The sequence below is a fragment of the Streptomyces sp. NBC_00250 genome, from assembly GCF_036192275.1.
Lineage (GTDB): Bacteria > Actinomycetota > Actinomycetes > Streptomycetales > Streptomycetaceae > Streptomyces.
The window spans coordinates 1,626,789-1,641,540 of record NZ_CP108088.1; the positions used below are offsets into that span (position 1 = coordinate 1,626,789).

At 71.3% G+C, this 14,752-nt stretch carries 11 protein-coding genes; 6 read left to right on the forward strand and 5 right to left on the reverse strand.

All coding sequences use genetic code 11. The annotated features are described in order from the left end of the window. Nucleotides 1-70: 70 nt before the first annotated feature. Nucleotides 71-994, forward strand: a complete 924-nt coding sequence (locus OG259_RS07080) for a pirin family protein (RefSeq protein ID WP_328941435.1) — start codon at nt 71-73, stop codon at nt 992-994. Between the two features lie 85 nt (nt 995-1,079). Further along, nucleotides 1,080-1,433: a GNAT family N-acetyltransferase gene (locus OG259_RS07085; protein ID WP_328941436.1), complete on the forward strand. Its 354-nt coding sequence runs from the start codon at nt 1,080-1,082 to the stop codon at nt 1,431-1,433. A 34-nt stretch (nt 1,434-1,467) separates the two neighbouring features. Here the strand turns inward: OG259_RS07085 and OG259_RS07090 are convergent, their stop codons facing one another. Beyond that, nucleotides 1,468-2,268, reverse strand: a complete 801-nt coding sequence (locus OG259_RS07090) for a VOC family protein (RefSeq protein WP_328941437.1) — start codon at nt 2,266-2,268, stop codon at nt 1,468-1,470. A gap of 214 nt (nt 2,269-2,482) precedes the next feature. Between OG259_RS07090 and OG259_RS07095 the strand changes: the two genes are divergently transcribed. After that, on the forward strand, nt 2,483-2,875 hold the full coding sequence (locus OG259_RS07095; RefSeq protein ID WP_328941438.1) for an ArsR/SmtB family transcription factor: 393 nt from the start codon (nt 2,483-2,485) through the stop codon (nt 2,873-2,875). Continuing rightward, entirely contained in the window at nt 2,872-2,979 is a 108-nt protein-coding gene (locus OG259_RS41750) for an SRPBCC family protein (RefSeq protein WP_443051930.1), read from the forward strand. The genes OG259_RS07095 and OG259_RS41750 overlap by 4 nt, the downstream gene beginning before the upstream one ends. A 41-nt stretch (nt 2,980-3,020) precedes the next feature. Here the strand turns inward: OG259_RS41750 and OG259_RS07100 are convergent, their stop codons facing one another. The 3 genes from OG259_RS07100 to OG259_RS07110 all read right to left on the reverse strand — a co-directional run bounded on the left by OG259_RS07100 (nt 3,021) and on the right by OG259_RS07110 (nt 7,857). Beyond that, nucleotides 3,021-3,467: a hypothetical protein gene (locus OG259_RS07100; RefSeq protein ID WP_328941439.1), complete on the reverse strand. Its 447-nt coding sequence runs from the start codon at nt 3,465-3,467 to the stop codon at nt 3,021-3,023. 5 nt (nt 3,468-3,472) lie between these two features. Then, nucleotides 3,473-6,742: a M36 family metallopeptidase gene (locus tag OG259_RS07105; protein WP_328941440.1), complete on the reverse strand. Its 3,270-nt coding sequence runs from the start codon at nt 6,740-6,742 to the stop codon at nt 3,473-3,475. Between the two features lie 341 nt (nt 6,743-7,083). After that, nucleotides 7,084-7,857, reverse strand: a complete 774-nt coding sequence (locus OG259_RS07110; protein ID WP_328941441.1) for a class I SAM-dependent methyltransferase — start codon at nt 7,855-7,857, stop codon at nt 7,084-7,086. A gap of 512 nt (nt 7,858-8,369) precedes the next feature. Here OG259_RS07110 and OG259_RS07115 point away from each other — a divergent pair. Both OG259_RS07115 and OG259_RS07120 read left to right on the forward strand, forming a co-directional pair. Then, a complete protein-coding gene (locus OG259_RS07115) occupies nt 8,370-9,578 on the forward strand; it encodes a glycoside hydrolase family 64 protein (RefSeq protein WP_328941442.1) in 1,209 nt (402 codons plus the stop codon). 486 nt (nt 9,579-10,064) lie between these two features. Next, a complete protein-coding gene (locus tag OG259_RS07120) occupies nt 10,065-13,382 on the forward strand; it encodes a S8 family peptidase (protein ID WP_328947020.1) in 3,318 nt (1,105 codons plus the stop codon). A gap of 191 nt (nt 13,383-13,573) precedes the next feature. On the opposite strand, the gene OG259_RS07125 is transcribed toward OG259_RS07120, so the two are convergent. Then, nucleotides 13,574-14,746, reverse strand: a complete 1,173-nt coding sequence (locus OG259_RS07125; RefSeq protein WP_328941443.1) for an agmatine deiminase family protein — start codon at nt 14,744-14,746, stop codon at nt 13,574-13,576. Nucleotides 14,747-14,752: the final 6 nt, after the last annotated feature.

Sequence of the window (14,752 nt, forward strand, 5' to 3'; positions counted from 1 at the left end):
CTATGATCATGCATAGTTGTTGAAAACGAAACTACATCGTGGGTCGAGAACGGACGGAGAGGGGTCGGGCATGGACGACACGGAGGTCGAGATCCTCGCCGCGCGGGACGTCCCGCTGGGTGGCCCACGCGCCATGACCGTACGGCGCACACTGCCCCAGCGGTCCCGGACGCTCATCGGCGCCTGGTGCTTCGCCGACCACTACGGCCCCGACGCCGTCGCCGAGTCCGGCGGAATGGACGTCGCTCCCCACCCGCACACCGGTCTGCAGACCGTGAGCTGGCTCTTCAGCGGGGAGATCGAGCACCGCGACAGCCTGGGCAGCCACGCGTTCGTACGGCCCGGGGAGCTGAACCTCATGACCGGCGGGCACGGCATCAGCCACACCGAGGTCTCCACGCCCGGCACCACCGTCCTGCACGGGGTGCAGCTGTGGGTGGCGCTGCCCGACGAACACCGCCACGCCGACCGCGACTTCCAGCACCACGCACCCGGGCCGATACGGCTCGAAGGTGCGGAACTCCGGGTGTTCCTCGGCTCACTGGCCGGCGAGACCTCCCCCGTACGCACCTTCAGCCCGCTCCTCGGCGCCGAACTCCTCCTCGACCCCGGCGCCACGGTCACCCTCCCGGTCGACCCTGCCTTCGAGCACGGCCTGCTCGTCGACGCGGGAGACGTCCGTCTGGCCGGAACCCTCCTGCGCCCGGCCGAACTCGGCTACGTCGACACCGGACACACCACGCTCACCCTGACGAACGAGTCCGACCACCGTGCGCGGGCGGTCCTCATCGGCGGCACGCCCTTCGGTGAGGAGATCGTCATGTGGTGGAACTTCATCGGCCGCGACAACCAGGACATCGTCGAGGCCAGGGAGGAATGGGAGCGCGCCTCCGAGCGCTTCGGGCACGTCGAGGGCTACCCCGGCGACCGCCTCCCGGCCCCGGCCCTGCCGAACGCCGCCCTCAGACCCCGCGGAAACCCGCCCCGCGGCTGAACCCCCGCACCCCGACCCCCACCCACGCCCCCTCCGCACCCCGACCCCTCGCACCCCTCGCACTCCCGCCCCCGAAAGGAACGTCATGAGCGAGCAGGAAGCCACCACCCCCGTCGCCCCCGTCGTCCGGCACGTCGACCCGCGCCACCGCTACGAGATCCTCGTCGACGACCGGCGCGCCGGCCTCACGGCGTACCGCGACCGCGACGACCGGCGCGTCTTCTTCCACACCGAGATCGACGACGCCTACGCGGGCCAGGGCCTCGCCTCGATCCTCGTCGAGCAGGCGCTGACCGACGTGCGCGCCTCCGGGATGCGGATCGTGCCGGTCTGCCCGTACGTGGCGAAGTTCCTGAAGAAGCACGAGGAGTTCGCCGACATCACCGACCCTGTGACGCCGGAGGTCCTCCAGTGGCTGGACGCCCGACTGGCCCGCTGACGCGGGCACGGCGGAACGCCTGACCGGCCCCCGCTCAGGGGGCCGACGGGGCGAGCACCACGAAGTCGGCCTTCGACGGGTCCAGGCAGACGGCGAGCCGCCCGACGCCCTCCGCGTCGTCCGGGCCCATCTGCACGTTGCCGCCGCTCGCGGTGACCCTGGCGACCGCGGTGTCGCAGTCGGTGACCGCGAAGACGGGGTGCCAGTACGGCCGCCCGTGCGCGAGGGCGAGATCCGCCTCGCTCACCTGCATGAGGCCGCCGTGCATCCGCTCCTCGGGCAGTCCGGCGGGGGTGATGACGGTGTACGTGCCGCCCGCCCCGCCGGGCATCGGCATGTCGCTGAACTGCCAGCCGAAGACACTGCCGTAGAACTGCTTCGCGGCCGCGGCGTCGCTCGTGTACAGCTCGGTCCAGGACAGTGAGCCCGGCGTGTCCACCTGCTCGACGCCCTTGTTCGAGCCCGGCTGCCAGACGGCGAACTGCCCGCCCAGCGGGTCGCTGTACTGCGCCATCCGGCCCCACTCGTCGAGATCCATCGGCGCCACCCGGACCGTGCCGCCCGCGTCCTCCACCGCCCGGGTCGTCGCGTCCGCGTCGGCGACGCTGTAGTAGATCATCCAGGCCGAGCGCGCGCCCTGCTCCGTGAGCTTGCCGAGTCCCGCGACGATCTTCCCGTCGTTCCGGAACATCCCGCCTTCCATGTCCTCCCCCTCCCCCATGGACTCGTAGTCCCATCCGAGCACGCCGCCGTAGAAGGCCGCGGCGGCCGGGACGTCGGGGGCGCCGAGGTCGAGCCAGCAAGGCGAGCCGGGTACGAAGTCGGTGGTGATCATGGCGAAGGCCTTTCACGTTTCCGGGGTACGCACGCCAGGTACGCCCTCAGCCTCGCACCGGACAGGACCCCTCGCGCGCCGACCGCTCGCGGCCCGCGCTTCGAACGCTCGCCGCCTGCGCATCGAACGCTCGCCGCCCGCCGAGTTCACCGCTCGCCACCCGACGTGTCGGGAAAAGTTGACACGTCGGAGATCTCCGACGCATCCTGTCGGCATGCCGACCGTCGACGTCTACAGCGCGCTGGCCAATCCGGTCCGGCGCAAACTGCTCGAAGGGCTGATCGGTGGACCACGCCCGGCCGGCGACCTGGCCGGGGAGTTCTCCCTCAGCCGACCGGCCGTCTCCGAGCACCTCGCCGTACTGAGGAAGGCCGGGCTGGTACGCGAGGAGCCCCGAGGGCGCCACCGCTACTACCACCTGCGCCCGGAGCCGCTCGCGGAGGTAGGCGACTGGCTGCACCCCTTCGAGCACTACTGGCGCGCCCGCATGGGAGCCCTGCGCGACGTACTGGACGACATCGGCGAAACCGCCCCGACCGATGACGGCGACAAGGGCGACCCCACCACCACGCCGACGACGGCAGGAACCGAGGACGAATCCCCATGACCGCCGAGCTCCGGACCATCCACTGCGACCAGTTCATCGCCCACCCGCCCCGGGCCGTATGGCGTGCGCTCACCGACCCCGAGCTGCACGCGCGCCGCCGGTGACCGGGAACGCTCCACTGTGCCTCAGCGGGTCGGGCGCCTGCTCACCGAATCCGAAAGGTGATCCGCACCCCTTCCTGTCCGGAGGTGTGCAGCACCGCCACGCCTGGCCCCACGGCGCGGATGTCCCAGGCGCGGAACCCCGGATCGGACTCGAAGTCGACCGGCACGAGGGCGATCGCCGTGCCGTCGACGAGGGGGGTTGCCGCGCGCCAACGACCGGAGAGGCGCAGCTGGGTGGTGTCGCCGAGGGGGAGGGTGAAGGTGCGGCCGGTGTCGTCCTGGGTGAGGGCGGCCGGGGCGGCGGACGGCGACGCGGGGGCCGCTGCCGTCGTGGTGGGGGCGGGAGTCGGCGGTGTCGCGGTCGAGCCCGGGGCGGGGGTGGACGTGCGTGCGGGCGGGGTCGGCCGCTCCCGCTGGGTGTCGTCGGTGCACGCGGCCGCCGCCACCCCGAGGAGCAGGGTGGCGGCGGCACGTGGCAGAAGCGTCATCCGTGTCATACGAGCGGGATGTTGATGCAGGTGAGAATGGCCGCTTGGGCTGACAGCTGCTGCTTGGTGGCCTGGGGGTCGAGGCGTACCTTCTCGGCGTTCTGGACGGCCTCCAGGAAGGGGGTGTCCGCCTTCAGATCGCTGTCGGTGTCGACGAGTTCGTACGGGTCGAAGGATCCGTTGGCGAAGTTCAGCCAGGCCGCAAGGAGTTGGCGGTCGAGGGACCGCTTCGGGTCCATCAGCAGGTTGAGGAAGAGGACGTTCGCGGCCTTGCCCTGGGTGGACACGTCGACCTTCTCGGAGAACACCGCGCTGGAGTGCTGGACGATCTTCAGATAGCAGTCCAGCGTCTCCTTGCCGAGCCCGGTGAGGTCGCCGGTCAGGTACTTGACGTACCAGACGTCGGCGAGGAGCGACAGCGGGGCGTGGCCCTGGACGATGAGGGGCATCCCGTCGGTCCCGGTGCCGCCGTCGTCGTCGCGTGCCGTGAGGGACAGTTGGTACAGGCAGGGCTTGGTGTACGTGTGGGCCGGGGCGTCCGTCAGGTCGCGCGGCTGGACGCTGGGGCTGCGGGCGGGGTCGGTGCCGGGCGGGTTGACGAGCGAGGTGGTCGTGGTGGGCGGTGTCCCGTCGCCCCAGGCCCAGCCCATGGTCTCGTCGTCGCTGCCGGGGTCGGTGATCCGGGCGGTGTACCGCTTCTCCTCACCCGAGCGGACGACGAGGGTCCGGCCGCCCGCGAGCGGCACGGCACCGGTCTTGTCGATGACGGCGGACGGGTCGACGTTGGCGACGGTGACGTCGGCCTCTCGGCAGGCGCTCGTGTCGTCGTCACTGCCGCAGATCTTCACGGTGAAGGTGCCGTTGTCGCCGAAGGCGATCTCGCGGCTGAAGGCGAGGGTCGCGTCGGGGCGGTTGTTCTCCGACTGCCCGGGCAGCGCGACGGGCTTGCCGTCACCGGGGTCGATGGTGGCGGTGAGCGGGTCGAGCCAGCCCGGGTCGGTGACCGTGCCGGAGACGGTGAGCTTGCCGCCCTCCTCGCGCGGGCCCTGGACGGTGAGGTTCACCGTGGGCGCCACGTTGGTGACGGTCACGGTCGCCGTGTCGGTGTCGGCTCCGGCGGCGTTGCCGACGCGCAGACCGACGGTGTACGTGCCGTCCTGGCCGACCCGGTCGAAGAGCGGGCTGACGCCGGTCGCGTCGTCGTAGGCGCCGTCGCCGTCGAAGTCCCAGCTGTAACCGCCGCCGCCACCGGGGACGGTGGAGCCACCGGCGTCGAGCCGTACGTCAGAGCCCTCCTTGGTGGTGTACGGGCCGCCCGCGTCGGCGGTGGGCCGGCAGCTCGCCGGGTAGTCGGTCGCCGGGTCGGCCTGCCCCTGGCTCGGCGAGGTGGCGCTCGCGCCCATGCCCCGGCGGGCGAACACGCCCCACAGCAGGCACTGGTTGGCGCCCCCGTGGTCGGCGCGGTCGGCGGCGAGGATGCCGTCGCGGGCGTCGAGGAAGTCCGGCGAGGACGGCGTCTGCTTCATGCCGTCGACCATCAGCTGCTCGTGCCGCTGCTTTCCGGTGGTGTATCCGTACGCGCCGACGAGCGCGGTGCGCATGTCCCACATGGTGGTGGCCCAGATCTCGCCGTCGGAGTGCACGCTGCAGGTGCCGTCGTCGCAGAGGTCGGCGTAGGTGAGGTGGCTGTTGTCGTACGCGACGCGGCGTATGCCGGTGGGCCGGCCGTTGTTGTACTCGCCGTACACGGGGTCGTTCCAGAGGGAGGTGGCCACCGCGTCGCTCCAGCCCTCGCCGAGCGCGCCGGTCTGCACTCCGTCGCCCATGTCGCCGCCGCCGACGAGCCGGTGGGACAGGCCGTGGCTGTACTCATGGGCGACGGTGTCGCCGTTCATGGCCCGGTGCACGTTGTGGTTGTCGCAGGAGGCGCGTCCGACGAAGAGCCGCATGGTCGGGTTCTGGCCGTCGGCGGGGGTGCCGAAGTCGGCGTTGCAGGCGGAGTCCCCGTTGGCGTCGAAGTCGACGTAGACCTGGACCCGGTCGCCGCCGGCGCCGCCGGCGCCGAGGTTGTCCTCCTGGAAGTTGCCCGAGGCCTCGTCGAAGCCGAGTCCGTAGAGGTGGTCGTGCATGCGGTTGGCGTAGTAGAAGGCCTGGGTGACGACCGCGTCCCGGTCGGTGGTGAGGTCGGTTCCGCCGCTCGTACGGAAGGCGTCCGTGAAGGTGTAGGCGAAGTGCTGGTACGCCGGGTCTCCGGCCGCCGGGGTCTGCGGCTGGTGCCCGAGGGTCTCCTCGCCGTCGAGGTCCTGGGAGACCTCGCCGTTGTTCCCGGTGGTGACCCGGCCGGTGACCCAGGAGCGGCCGAGGCCGCTGAAGGGCACCGTCGTCGCGCTGCCGAGGGTGGGGTTCTGGTCGGTGAAGACCCGGCCCTCGGGGCCCTCGTTGCTGGTGAGGTCGATGCGCTGGAGGACGGTGCCGTTCCCGGCGTCGACGACGATGTCGTACAGGTGCTTGTTGTCGGCGGTGAGCGTGGTCCGCCAGGCCGGACGGGCGGTGCCGTCGGCGAGCGGGAAGGTGACCCGGCCGGCGGTGGCCGCGGCCGTGCCGGATGGCGAGTCGGACGGTGTGCCGGACGGGGAGTCGGTGCCGACGGAGGCCGCGGCCCGGTCCAGTGCGGCGCCCTTGCCGAGGACGGCCTTCCCCGTGGCGCGGGCCTCCGCCACGAGGCTGCCGGTGACGGTGAGGATGCGGCCGGACGCGTCGACGGCGACCGAGAGACGGGCGCCGTGGACGGGGACGCCCCGGTCGCTCTGGCCGATGAAGACGTGCCGTACGCCGTTGTGCTCGGTGCGGTACGACTTGACGACGGTGAGGGCTTCCAACTCGGCGCCGGACAGGCCGTAGAGGGCCGCGTGCTCGCGTATGTGGTCCAGCGCGAGGGTCCGCGGATCGGTGGCACTGGTGGCGGTGAGCGCGTTACGGCCCTGCGGGGTGAGCAGCCTCGGCGTACCGAACCGGCCCCAGCGGATCGCCGCGCCGTCGAGCTCCTGGGCCGCGCGCAGTTGCCCGGCCGTGGGCGCGACGCGCTTGTCGCCGCGTACGTCGATGTTCGGGTACGGCAGATCCGACTGCTCCTGGGCCGGTCCCGTCTGCGCTCCGGGGTGTTCGGCGGCGCCGATCACGGCGGCCGACGGTGTGACCGTGACGGCCGGTAGGGCGAGCAGGACCGCTCCGATGAGCAGTGTTCGTGCGCGCGTCGACAGGCGTGCGGGTGGCATCGGACTCCCCCGTCCGTTGACTTCCTGGCTGTGGACCGGGGACAAGCTATGTGCGCATGACAAGGGCACGGAAGGACGCATACCGCCCCGCCCGGGTAGCCGACGACAGGCCCGTCACAACTGGCGGAGATCATTCCCCGGGATCAGCGACGTTCATCGGACTGTCCGCCGGGGGAATCCAGCGCCCACGACCGGGAAATCGCATCACATGGAGAGGTGGTGAAGGATCCGACAGCCGGGGCAGACCGTCGACCATGTCGGCCCCGCGACACACCGGGCGCGCGGCGAGGGAGCCGTCGGGCCGCCGGACTCCGGCCCCCCGACGACGGACGGCGCATCGCTCAGCGCCGACCCTCCTCCGGTTTCCAGCCCCACACCGTGAGCATGCCGGCCGACAGTGCCGCGCATTGGTCGGAGCCCAGGTATCGGATCGCCTCGTCGACGGCAGCGTCGTCGACGAGGCCGGTGGCGAGCATCGGCGCCCTGCTGCGTTCCCAAGTGTCCGCCCAGAAACGGCTGATGGGACTGCCGGGCAGCAGGGGCGGCACATGGATCTCGGCCCCGACGGAGACGAGGCCCGCACCGCGCAGCACCTGGGGGTAGGCCGGAACCCAGGAGACATCGGTGCCGATGGTGTCCCGCAGCGCCTGCCACATCGCCCGCATCACCTCCGTGTACGGCGTGCCGGGCGCCCGGTCACTCGTCAGGTCGACCGCGTCGCTGAGGACCAACACACCTCCGGGCTCGACGAGTTCGGCAAGCCGGGCGATCAGACGCTCGCGCTCGGGAAGGTGCATCAGCACGAAGCGCGCATGGACGAGACGGAACCGGCCGGGGTCGAAGTCCGGGGCCGTGATGTCGGCCTCCAGCATGTCGAGTCCGGACACGGGCCGCTCGCTCAGAAAACGTACGTCCCGGTCCACGGCGAGCACGCCCGTCACCCCGGCCTCTTCGAGCAGCCGGCAGGAGACCGTGCCGGTGCCGGCACCCACGTCGAGGCACCGCCACCCCGGGCCGGCCCCGAGCGCGCGAAGCCGCGCCATGGTGATGTCGTCGTAGGCGAGGGCGCCGAAGTCGATGCGCTCACCCTCACCCGCCCGCCCGGGAGGGAACACGGTCTCGCCGTAGCGGCCCTCACGCGGTGTGTCCTCACGCGATACACCCCCGCGCGGCGCGCCCTCACGCGGTGCGTCCCCGCCCGGCGCGTACTCACGCGGTGCATCCCCGCCCGGCGCGGTGGTCACGTCCGCCCCGAAGTGGCGCCGGGGGTCTCGCCCTTGACGCGTTCCGGCTCCCGGCCGTCGGCAAGGTACTGGAACGGCGGGTCCTCGAACAGTTTCATGGCCGGATCTCTTCGCACGGGAGGACGGAGGGTGTCGGGCGGCCGGTCGTGAGGCCGACCCCGGTTCGATCCTCCACAGGCCACCGCCCTCGCGGCCGAGGCGCGCCGCGCCTGAGCCGATCGAGCGCTCCGAACTCGCCCCGGAGCCCGCCCGGTGCGCTCGAACAACCGGTCCACACCATTGACAGGTCCATCTCACTCTCACCATTCTTGAGAGCGCTCTCAAACGTCCCGTCCACACAGATCCCCCACCCCCCCACTCCCCCACCCCCCAGGAGCCCCCACGTGTCCGCACGCCGCAGGCGCTCGCGCGCCCCACTCGTCTCGCTGGTCGCCGCCGCGCTGATCAGCACCGTCGTCACCCTCGCCGGCCCCTCCGACTCCGTCGAGGCGGCCGTCCCCGCGACCATTCCGCTCACCTTCAAGAACAACTCCGGCCGTGGCGACCAGGTCTACGTCTACAACCTCGGCACCGAGCTCTCGACGGGCCGGCAGGGATGGGCGGACGCGAACGGCACCTTCCACCCCTGGCCGGCCGGAGGGTCCACGCCCGTTCCCGCGCCCGACGCCGCCATCGCCGGTCCGGCCAACGGCGGGTCGATGACGATCCGGCTGCCGAAGTTCTCGGGGCGGATCTACTTCAGCTACGGACAGAAGCTGGTGTTCAAGCTGGCGACGGGCGGGCTCGTACAGCCCGCGGTGCAGAACCCGAGCGACCCGAACAGGAACATCCTCTTCAACTGGTCCGAGTACACGCTCAACGACTCGGGCCTCTGGATCAACAGCACCCAGGTCGACATGGTCTCGGCGCCGTACGCGGTCGGCGTGAAGCGCCCGGACGGCACCGTCGTGAACACGGGGCGCCTCAAGCCCGGCGGCTACCGGGGCTTCTACGACGCGCTGCGCGGGCAGCCGGGCGGCTGGGCCAACCTCATCCAGACCCGCGCGGACGGCACGGTGCTGCGCGCGCTGGCGCCGGGCCACGGCATCGAGGCCGGCGCCCTGCCGTCGGGGGTGATGAACGACTACATCAACCGCGTCTGGAGCAAGTACGCCACCTCGACCCTGACCGTCACGCCGTTCGCGAACCAGCCCTCCGTGAAGTACTTCGGCCGGGTCTCCGGCAACGTCATGAACTTCACGAACAGCTCCGGCGCCGTCGTCACCTCCTTCCAGAAGCCCGACTCCGACAGCGTCTTCGGCTGCTACAAGCTCCTCGACGCGCCGAACGACCAGGTGCGCGGCCCCATCTCCCGTACCCTCTGCGCCGGTTACAACCGTTCCACCCTGCTCAGCAATCCGAACCAGCCGGACGCCTCGTCGGCCGGCTTCTACCAGGACTCGGTGACCAACCACTACTCCCGCAAGATCCACGCCCAGATGGCCGACGGAAAGGCGTACGGCTTCGCCTTCGACGACGTCGGCGCGCACGAGTCCCTCGTCCACGACGGCAACCCGCAGCAGGCGTACGTGACGCTCGACCCCTTCGACTAGACCTGTCGGCACCACCGACCGAGGGGCCGTTTCAGATCCTTCTGAAACGGCCCCTCGCCGTGTGCCCGAGGGCGGCTCCCTCCGGATGCGGATACGGCCAATGGGAGGGACACGCTCCGGCCGCGAGGGCGCCCGCCCTCGAAACCCGTGCGGGGCCTGTGATCCGGAGGGGTCGACGCGCGCCGACGCCCTCCGGTGTCGCGGAAGCATCGATCCGCCGTCACGGTGCCGTCACACCACCGTCGTGGCCCCATCAAACTCGCGGCTCTCCCGATGGCTTGAAACCCATGCACCTCAATCCCCCACACCAGCCCCGTTGTTGATCACCTCACATACTGCGCTGACCGGCGTCGGGCGTCCTTGCGCCCCGGCCGGAAAGACCACTCGACCTCATCCCAAGCTCCTGGGGGAGACTTGCGCGCACAAGTGCACAGAGCACGCGCCTTCACCATCGCGGCAGCCACTTCGGTGGCGCTCGTGGCAGGCATGACCGGCCCCGCGACGGCGATCGTCGCGAACGCGGCCGACGCGGCGAACACGGCCGCCACACCGGACATCACACACGTCGACGGCAACCAGCGGATCGCGCTCATCACGGGCGACCGCGTGGTCGTCGACGCCAAGGGCCGAATGGTGGGCTTCGAGTCCGCCGCGGGCCGTGAGCACATACCCGTACAGGTGCAGCGTCTCAAGGGCCACACCCTCGTGGTGCCCAGCGACGCGCAGCGCCTGATCGCCGCCGGCAAGCTGGACCAGCGGCTCTTCGACCTCGACGTGCTCACCGACGCGCAGCTGCGCAAGAGCCATCGGGACGGGCTCAAGCTGATCGTGCAGTACGAAGGGGGTGCCGGTGCCGCACGGGCCGAGGTCCGTACGGCCGGGGACACCCAGCTGCGGCGCACGTTCCCGACCATCAACGCCGACGCCATCCGCACCTCGGAGGACGACGTCGCCAGGGTGTGGGAAGCGTTGACCGACCGCCGGGCGAGCGGCGCGCGCGCCACCGCCTCCGGCATCGGCAAGGTGTGGCTGGACGGGGTCCGCGCGGCGAGCCTGGACCGCAGCGTCCGGCAGATCGGCGCCGACAAGGCGTGGGAGTCCGGGTACGACGGCACGGGTGTCAAGATCGCCGTGCTCGACACCGGCGTCGACAGGACCCACGAGGACCTCGCGCCCCAGGTCGTCGGCGAGAAGAACTTCTCCACCTCCCCCGACGCCGTGGACCGCGTCGGACACGGCACCCACGTCGCGTCCATCGCCGTGGGCACCGGCGCCAAGTCCGGCGGCCGGTTCAAGGGCGTCGCCCCCGGTGCCAAGGTGATCAGCGGGAAGGTCCTCGACGACCAGGGCTTCGGTGACGACTCCGCCGTCATCGCGGGCATGGAGTGGGCCGCCGCCGAAGGCGCGGACGTCGTCAACCTCAGCCTCGGCGGCCCCGACAGCCCCGGCACCGACCCGCTCGAAGCCACGGTCGACAGGCTCACCGCCGAGAAGGGCATCCTGTTCGCCATCGCGGCGGGCAACGAGGGCGAGTACGGCTCCGAGACGGTGGGCTCACCGGGCAGCGCGGACTCCGCGCTGACCGTCGGCGCCGTCGACAAGGACGACAGGATCGCCTCCTTCTCCAGCGTCGGCCCGCGCGTCGGCGACGGCGCCGTCAAGCCGGACCTGACCGCGCCCGGCGTCGCCATCACCGCGGCCGCCGCCGCCGGCAGTGCCATCGACACGAACCCGGACACGCCGCACCCCGCGCCGGGGTACCTGCAGATCGACGGCACCTCCATGGCCACCCCGCATGTCGCGGGCGCCGCCGCGATCCTGAAGCAGCTGCACCCGGACTGGAAGTCCGCCGAGCTCAAGGGCGTGCTTACCGGGTCCACCAAGGGGGGCGACTACACCGCCTTCCAGCAGGGCTCGGGCCGCGTCCAGGTCGACAAGGCGCTGACCCAGAGCGTCGTCGCCGAGCCGGTCTCGCTGAACTACGGCATGGCGCAGTGGCCGCACGCCGACGACCGGCCCCAGACCCGGAAGATCGCCTACCGCAACCTCGGGACCAGCGACGTCACCCTCGACCTGTCGGTGGCCACCCTGGACAAGGACGGCAAGCCCGCCGCGGCCGGGTTCTTCACGCTCGGCGCCTCGAAGGTGACCGTGCCCGCCGGCGGCAGGGCCGAGGTCGACCTCGTCGCGGACACCAGCGTCGGCGACGCCGACGGCACCTTCTCCGGCTATGTCACCGCCACCGGTGGGGGCCAGTCCGTCCGCACGGCCGCGGTGGCGGTCCGCGAGGTGGAGTCCTACGACGTCACGGTCAGGACGATCGGCCGTGACGGCGCCGACGCCCAGAACTTCTCCAGCTCCCTGACCGGCGTCGGCGGCCCCGCCGCCGGCTTCCAGGCCCGCGTCGACAACGAGCCGGGCACCCAGACGATCCGTGTGCCCAAGGGCTCGTACACCTTCAACACGGCCGTCTACGAGGACCCCGAGGACTACACGAAGGGCACCGACTGGATCGCCCAGCCGAAGCTGGAGATCTCGGGCGCCACCGCGCTCACCGCCGACGCGCGGACCACGAAGCCGGTGAACCTGACCGTGCCCGGCATCGACCGGGCGGACTACGGCGGCACGTACTACGAGGTCGACACCGACATCGGCCGCGTCGGCAACGGCTGGGTCCTCAGGGGCTTCACCGGCTTCCGCACCGCCCACCTGGGTCCGGCCGTCACCGACGGCTCGCTCCTGCAGACCTGGGACGCGCACTTCCTCAAGGACGCCACCACCCAGTACTCGGTGGCCTTCGGCGGCGGGACGAACCGCGTCACGACCGGCTACACCAAGCACGTGAAGGCGAGCGAGCTGGCCACGCTCAAGGTCGGTCTCGGGGCCTCCGCCCCCGGCAAGAACGCCCTCGCCTCGCCGTTCCCGCATCTGCCGGGCGCGCCGGAGGGCAACGCGTTCTCCGCTCCGCAGGCGGCACCGGGCACCCGTACGTTCCTCGTCTCCACCGGTGACGGCGTCGAGTGGCTCACCAGGCTCAACCAGCTGGGCGAGCCCGACAAGTGGGGCTACCCGGCCTTCGAGGGTGGCTACGAGATGGTCCGCCCGAAGCGCTACGAGGCCGGCCGGACGTACCGGGAGACGTTCAACGCGGGCGTCTTCGGCCCGCTCCTGGGCGAGAAGACGGGCGTGTTCCGCACCGCTCCCGACCCGGCGACGGGCAAGGAGCAGCTCGTCGGCTCCGTGCCGCTGTTCGCCGACGGCGCGGGCCACGTGGGTCTCACGCCGGACACCACGGCCACGTCGACGCTGTACCGCGACGGCGTCGAGGTGGGCAGGAACGACGACCCGCTGAGCGGCTCGCAGCCCTTCACGGTCGACGCGGCCGACGCCGAGTACCGGCTGGTGACCTCCGCGGAACGCCCGGCGAAGACCGCCGCGGCCTCCACCCGTGTCGACACGAGTTTCACGTTCCGTTCGAAGCAGGTCACGGCCACCACGGCGCTGCCGGTGTCCACGGTCCGCTTCGCGGCCCCCGTCGACCTCGCCTCGCGCGCCCCGGCTCTCGCGCCGGTCGTCGTCCCGGTGACCGTGCAGGGCTCGGCGGCCGGGCAGAACCTCAAGTTGCTTAAGGTGTCGGTCAGTTATGACGACGGGAAGACCTGGCAGCTCGTGCCGGTTCTGAACGGCAGGATCTCCGTGAAGAATCCGGCGAAGGACAGCGGGATCTCGTTGTCCGCCGTGGTCACGGACAAGCAGGGCAACACGTCGACGCTGACCATCCACAACGCGTGGCTCGGCAAGTGACACTGCCCGACTGACTGTTCCCACCGGTCACGGCGTCACCACCTGAGGTGGTGACGCCGTACGGCCGCGTGACGCCGTACGGCCTCGGGCACGCCCGGACCCCGAACGGCCACGCCCGGATCCCGAACGGGGACCTCCCGGGTCTCGCACGAGCACGCCCGGGTCTCGAAGCCGAGACCCGGGCGTGTTGCTCAGCGGTTGGGCTCTTGCATGGTGACGCAGTGCGCGCCGCCGCCGCCGTTTCCGTAGAGGCTGTCGAGGTTGAGCTGGACGACGGGTCTGCCGTAGGCGGTGGCGATCGCCGTCTTGGCCGCCGCGTCCTTGGCGGTGTCGCCGAACTGGGTGGTGATCACCGCCTGGTTGGTCACCGTCCAGTTCATGTAGGAACTGAGGAAGTCCCGTCGTTGGCCGGACGGGATACGGGGCAGGGAGTCGGGACCTTCGATGGTGAGGACCTGCAGTCGGCGCCCCCTGGCGTCGGTGGCGTTCACCAGGACGTCGCGGATGGCCTCCGCGTTGGCGGTCCAGACGTCCGGCCGTACGGCGCCGGCCAACTGCACCATGACCACACCGGGTTTGATGTAGCGGGCGGTGCCGTCGATGTGGCCGTCGGTGACGTCCTCCCCGGTGACGCCGGGCAGCCAGATCATCTTCGATGCGCCGAACCGGGAGAGCAGCTCCGCCTCCACCTGGCTCCGCGACTTGCCGGGGTTGCGGTTGCTGTTCAGCCAGCAACTCTCGGTCGCCATGAGCGTGCCGTCGCCGTCGTACTCGATGCCGCCGCCTTCACCGACCACGGAGGCCTTCGCGAACGGGACACCCGTGTAGGCGGCGACCCGCTGCGCGACCACGCGGTCCTTGGCGTAGGCGGAGGCGGGGAGGCCGTAGAAGGTCGTGGCGTTCTCGCCCCAGGCGTTGAAGTTCAGCCCGAAGGAGTCCATGCCGCCGGCTCCGTCGACGCGGAACAGCGGACCGGTGTCGCGCATCCAGCAGTCCGATACGGGGATCGAGCTGATCACCGTGACCGTGGACCCGCAGGCGGTCCTGGCCTGCGAGGCGGCCGACGAGCCGTCCGCGCACATGACGACCGGCTCGTACTTGGCCACCTCCTTGGCGAGCTTGGCGATGTCGGCCTGGATCTTGGACAGCAGGTTGCCCCAGATCGTGTAGCTGGACGGCCAGGACATCCAGGTCCGCTTGTGCGGCGCGTCCTCTCCGGGCACTCGCCAGGAGGCGGCCATGGCCGGCTGGACGCCGCCGAGTACGGGCCCCACCGCCAGTGCGGCAGCGGCCGCGCCGGTCCGGGCCAGGAGGGTTCTGCGGGAGATGCCCGGCTTGTCGCCGTCGTCGTGCTGTGTCTTCACGTGATG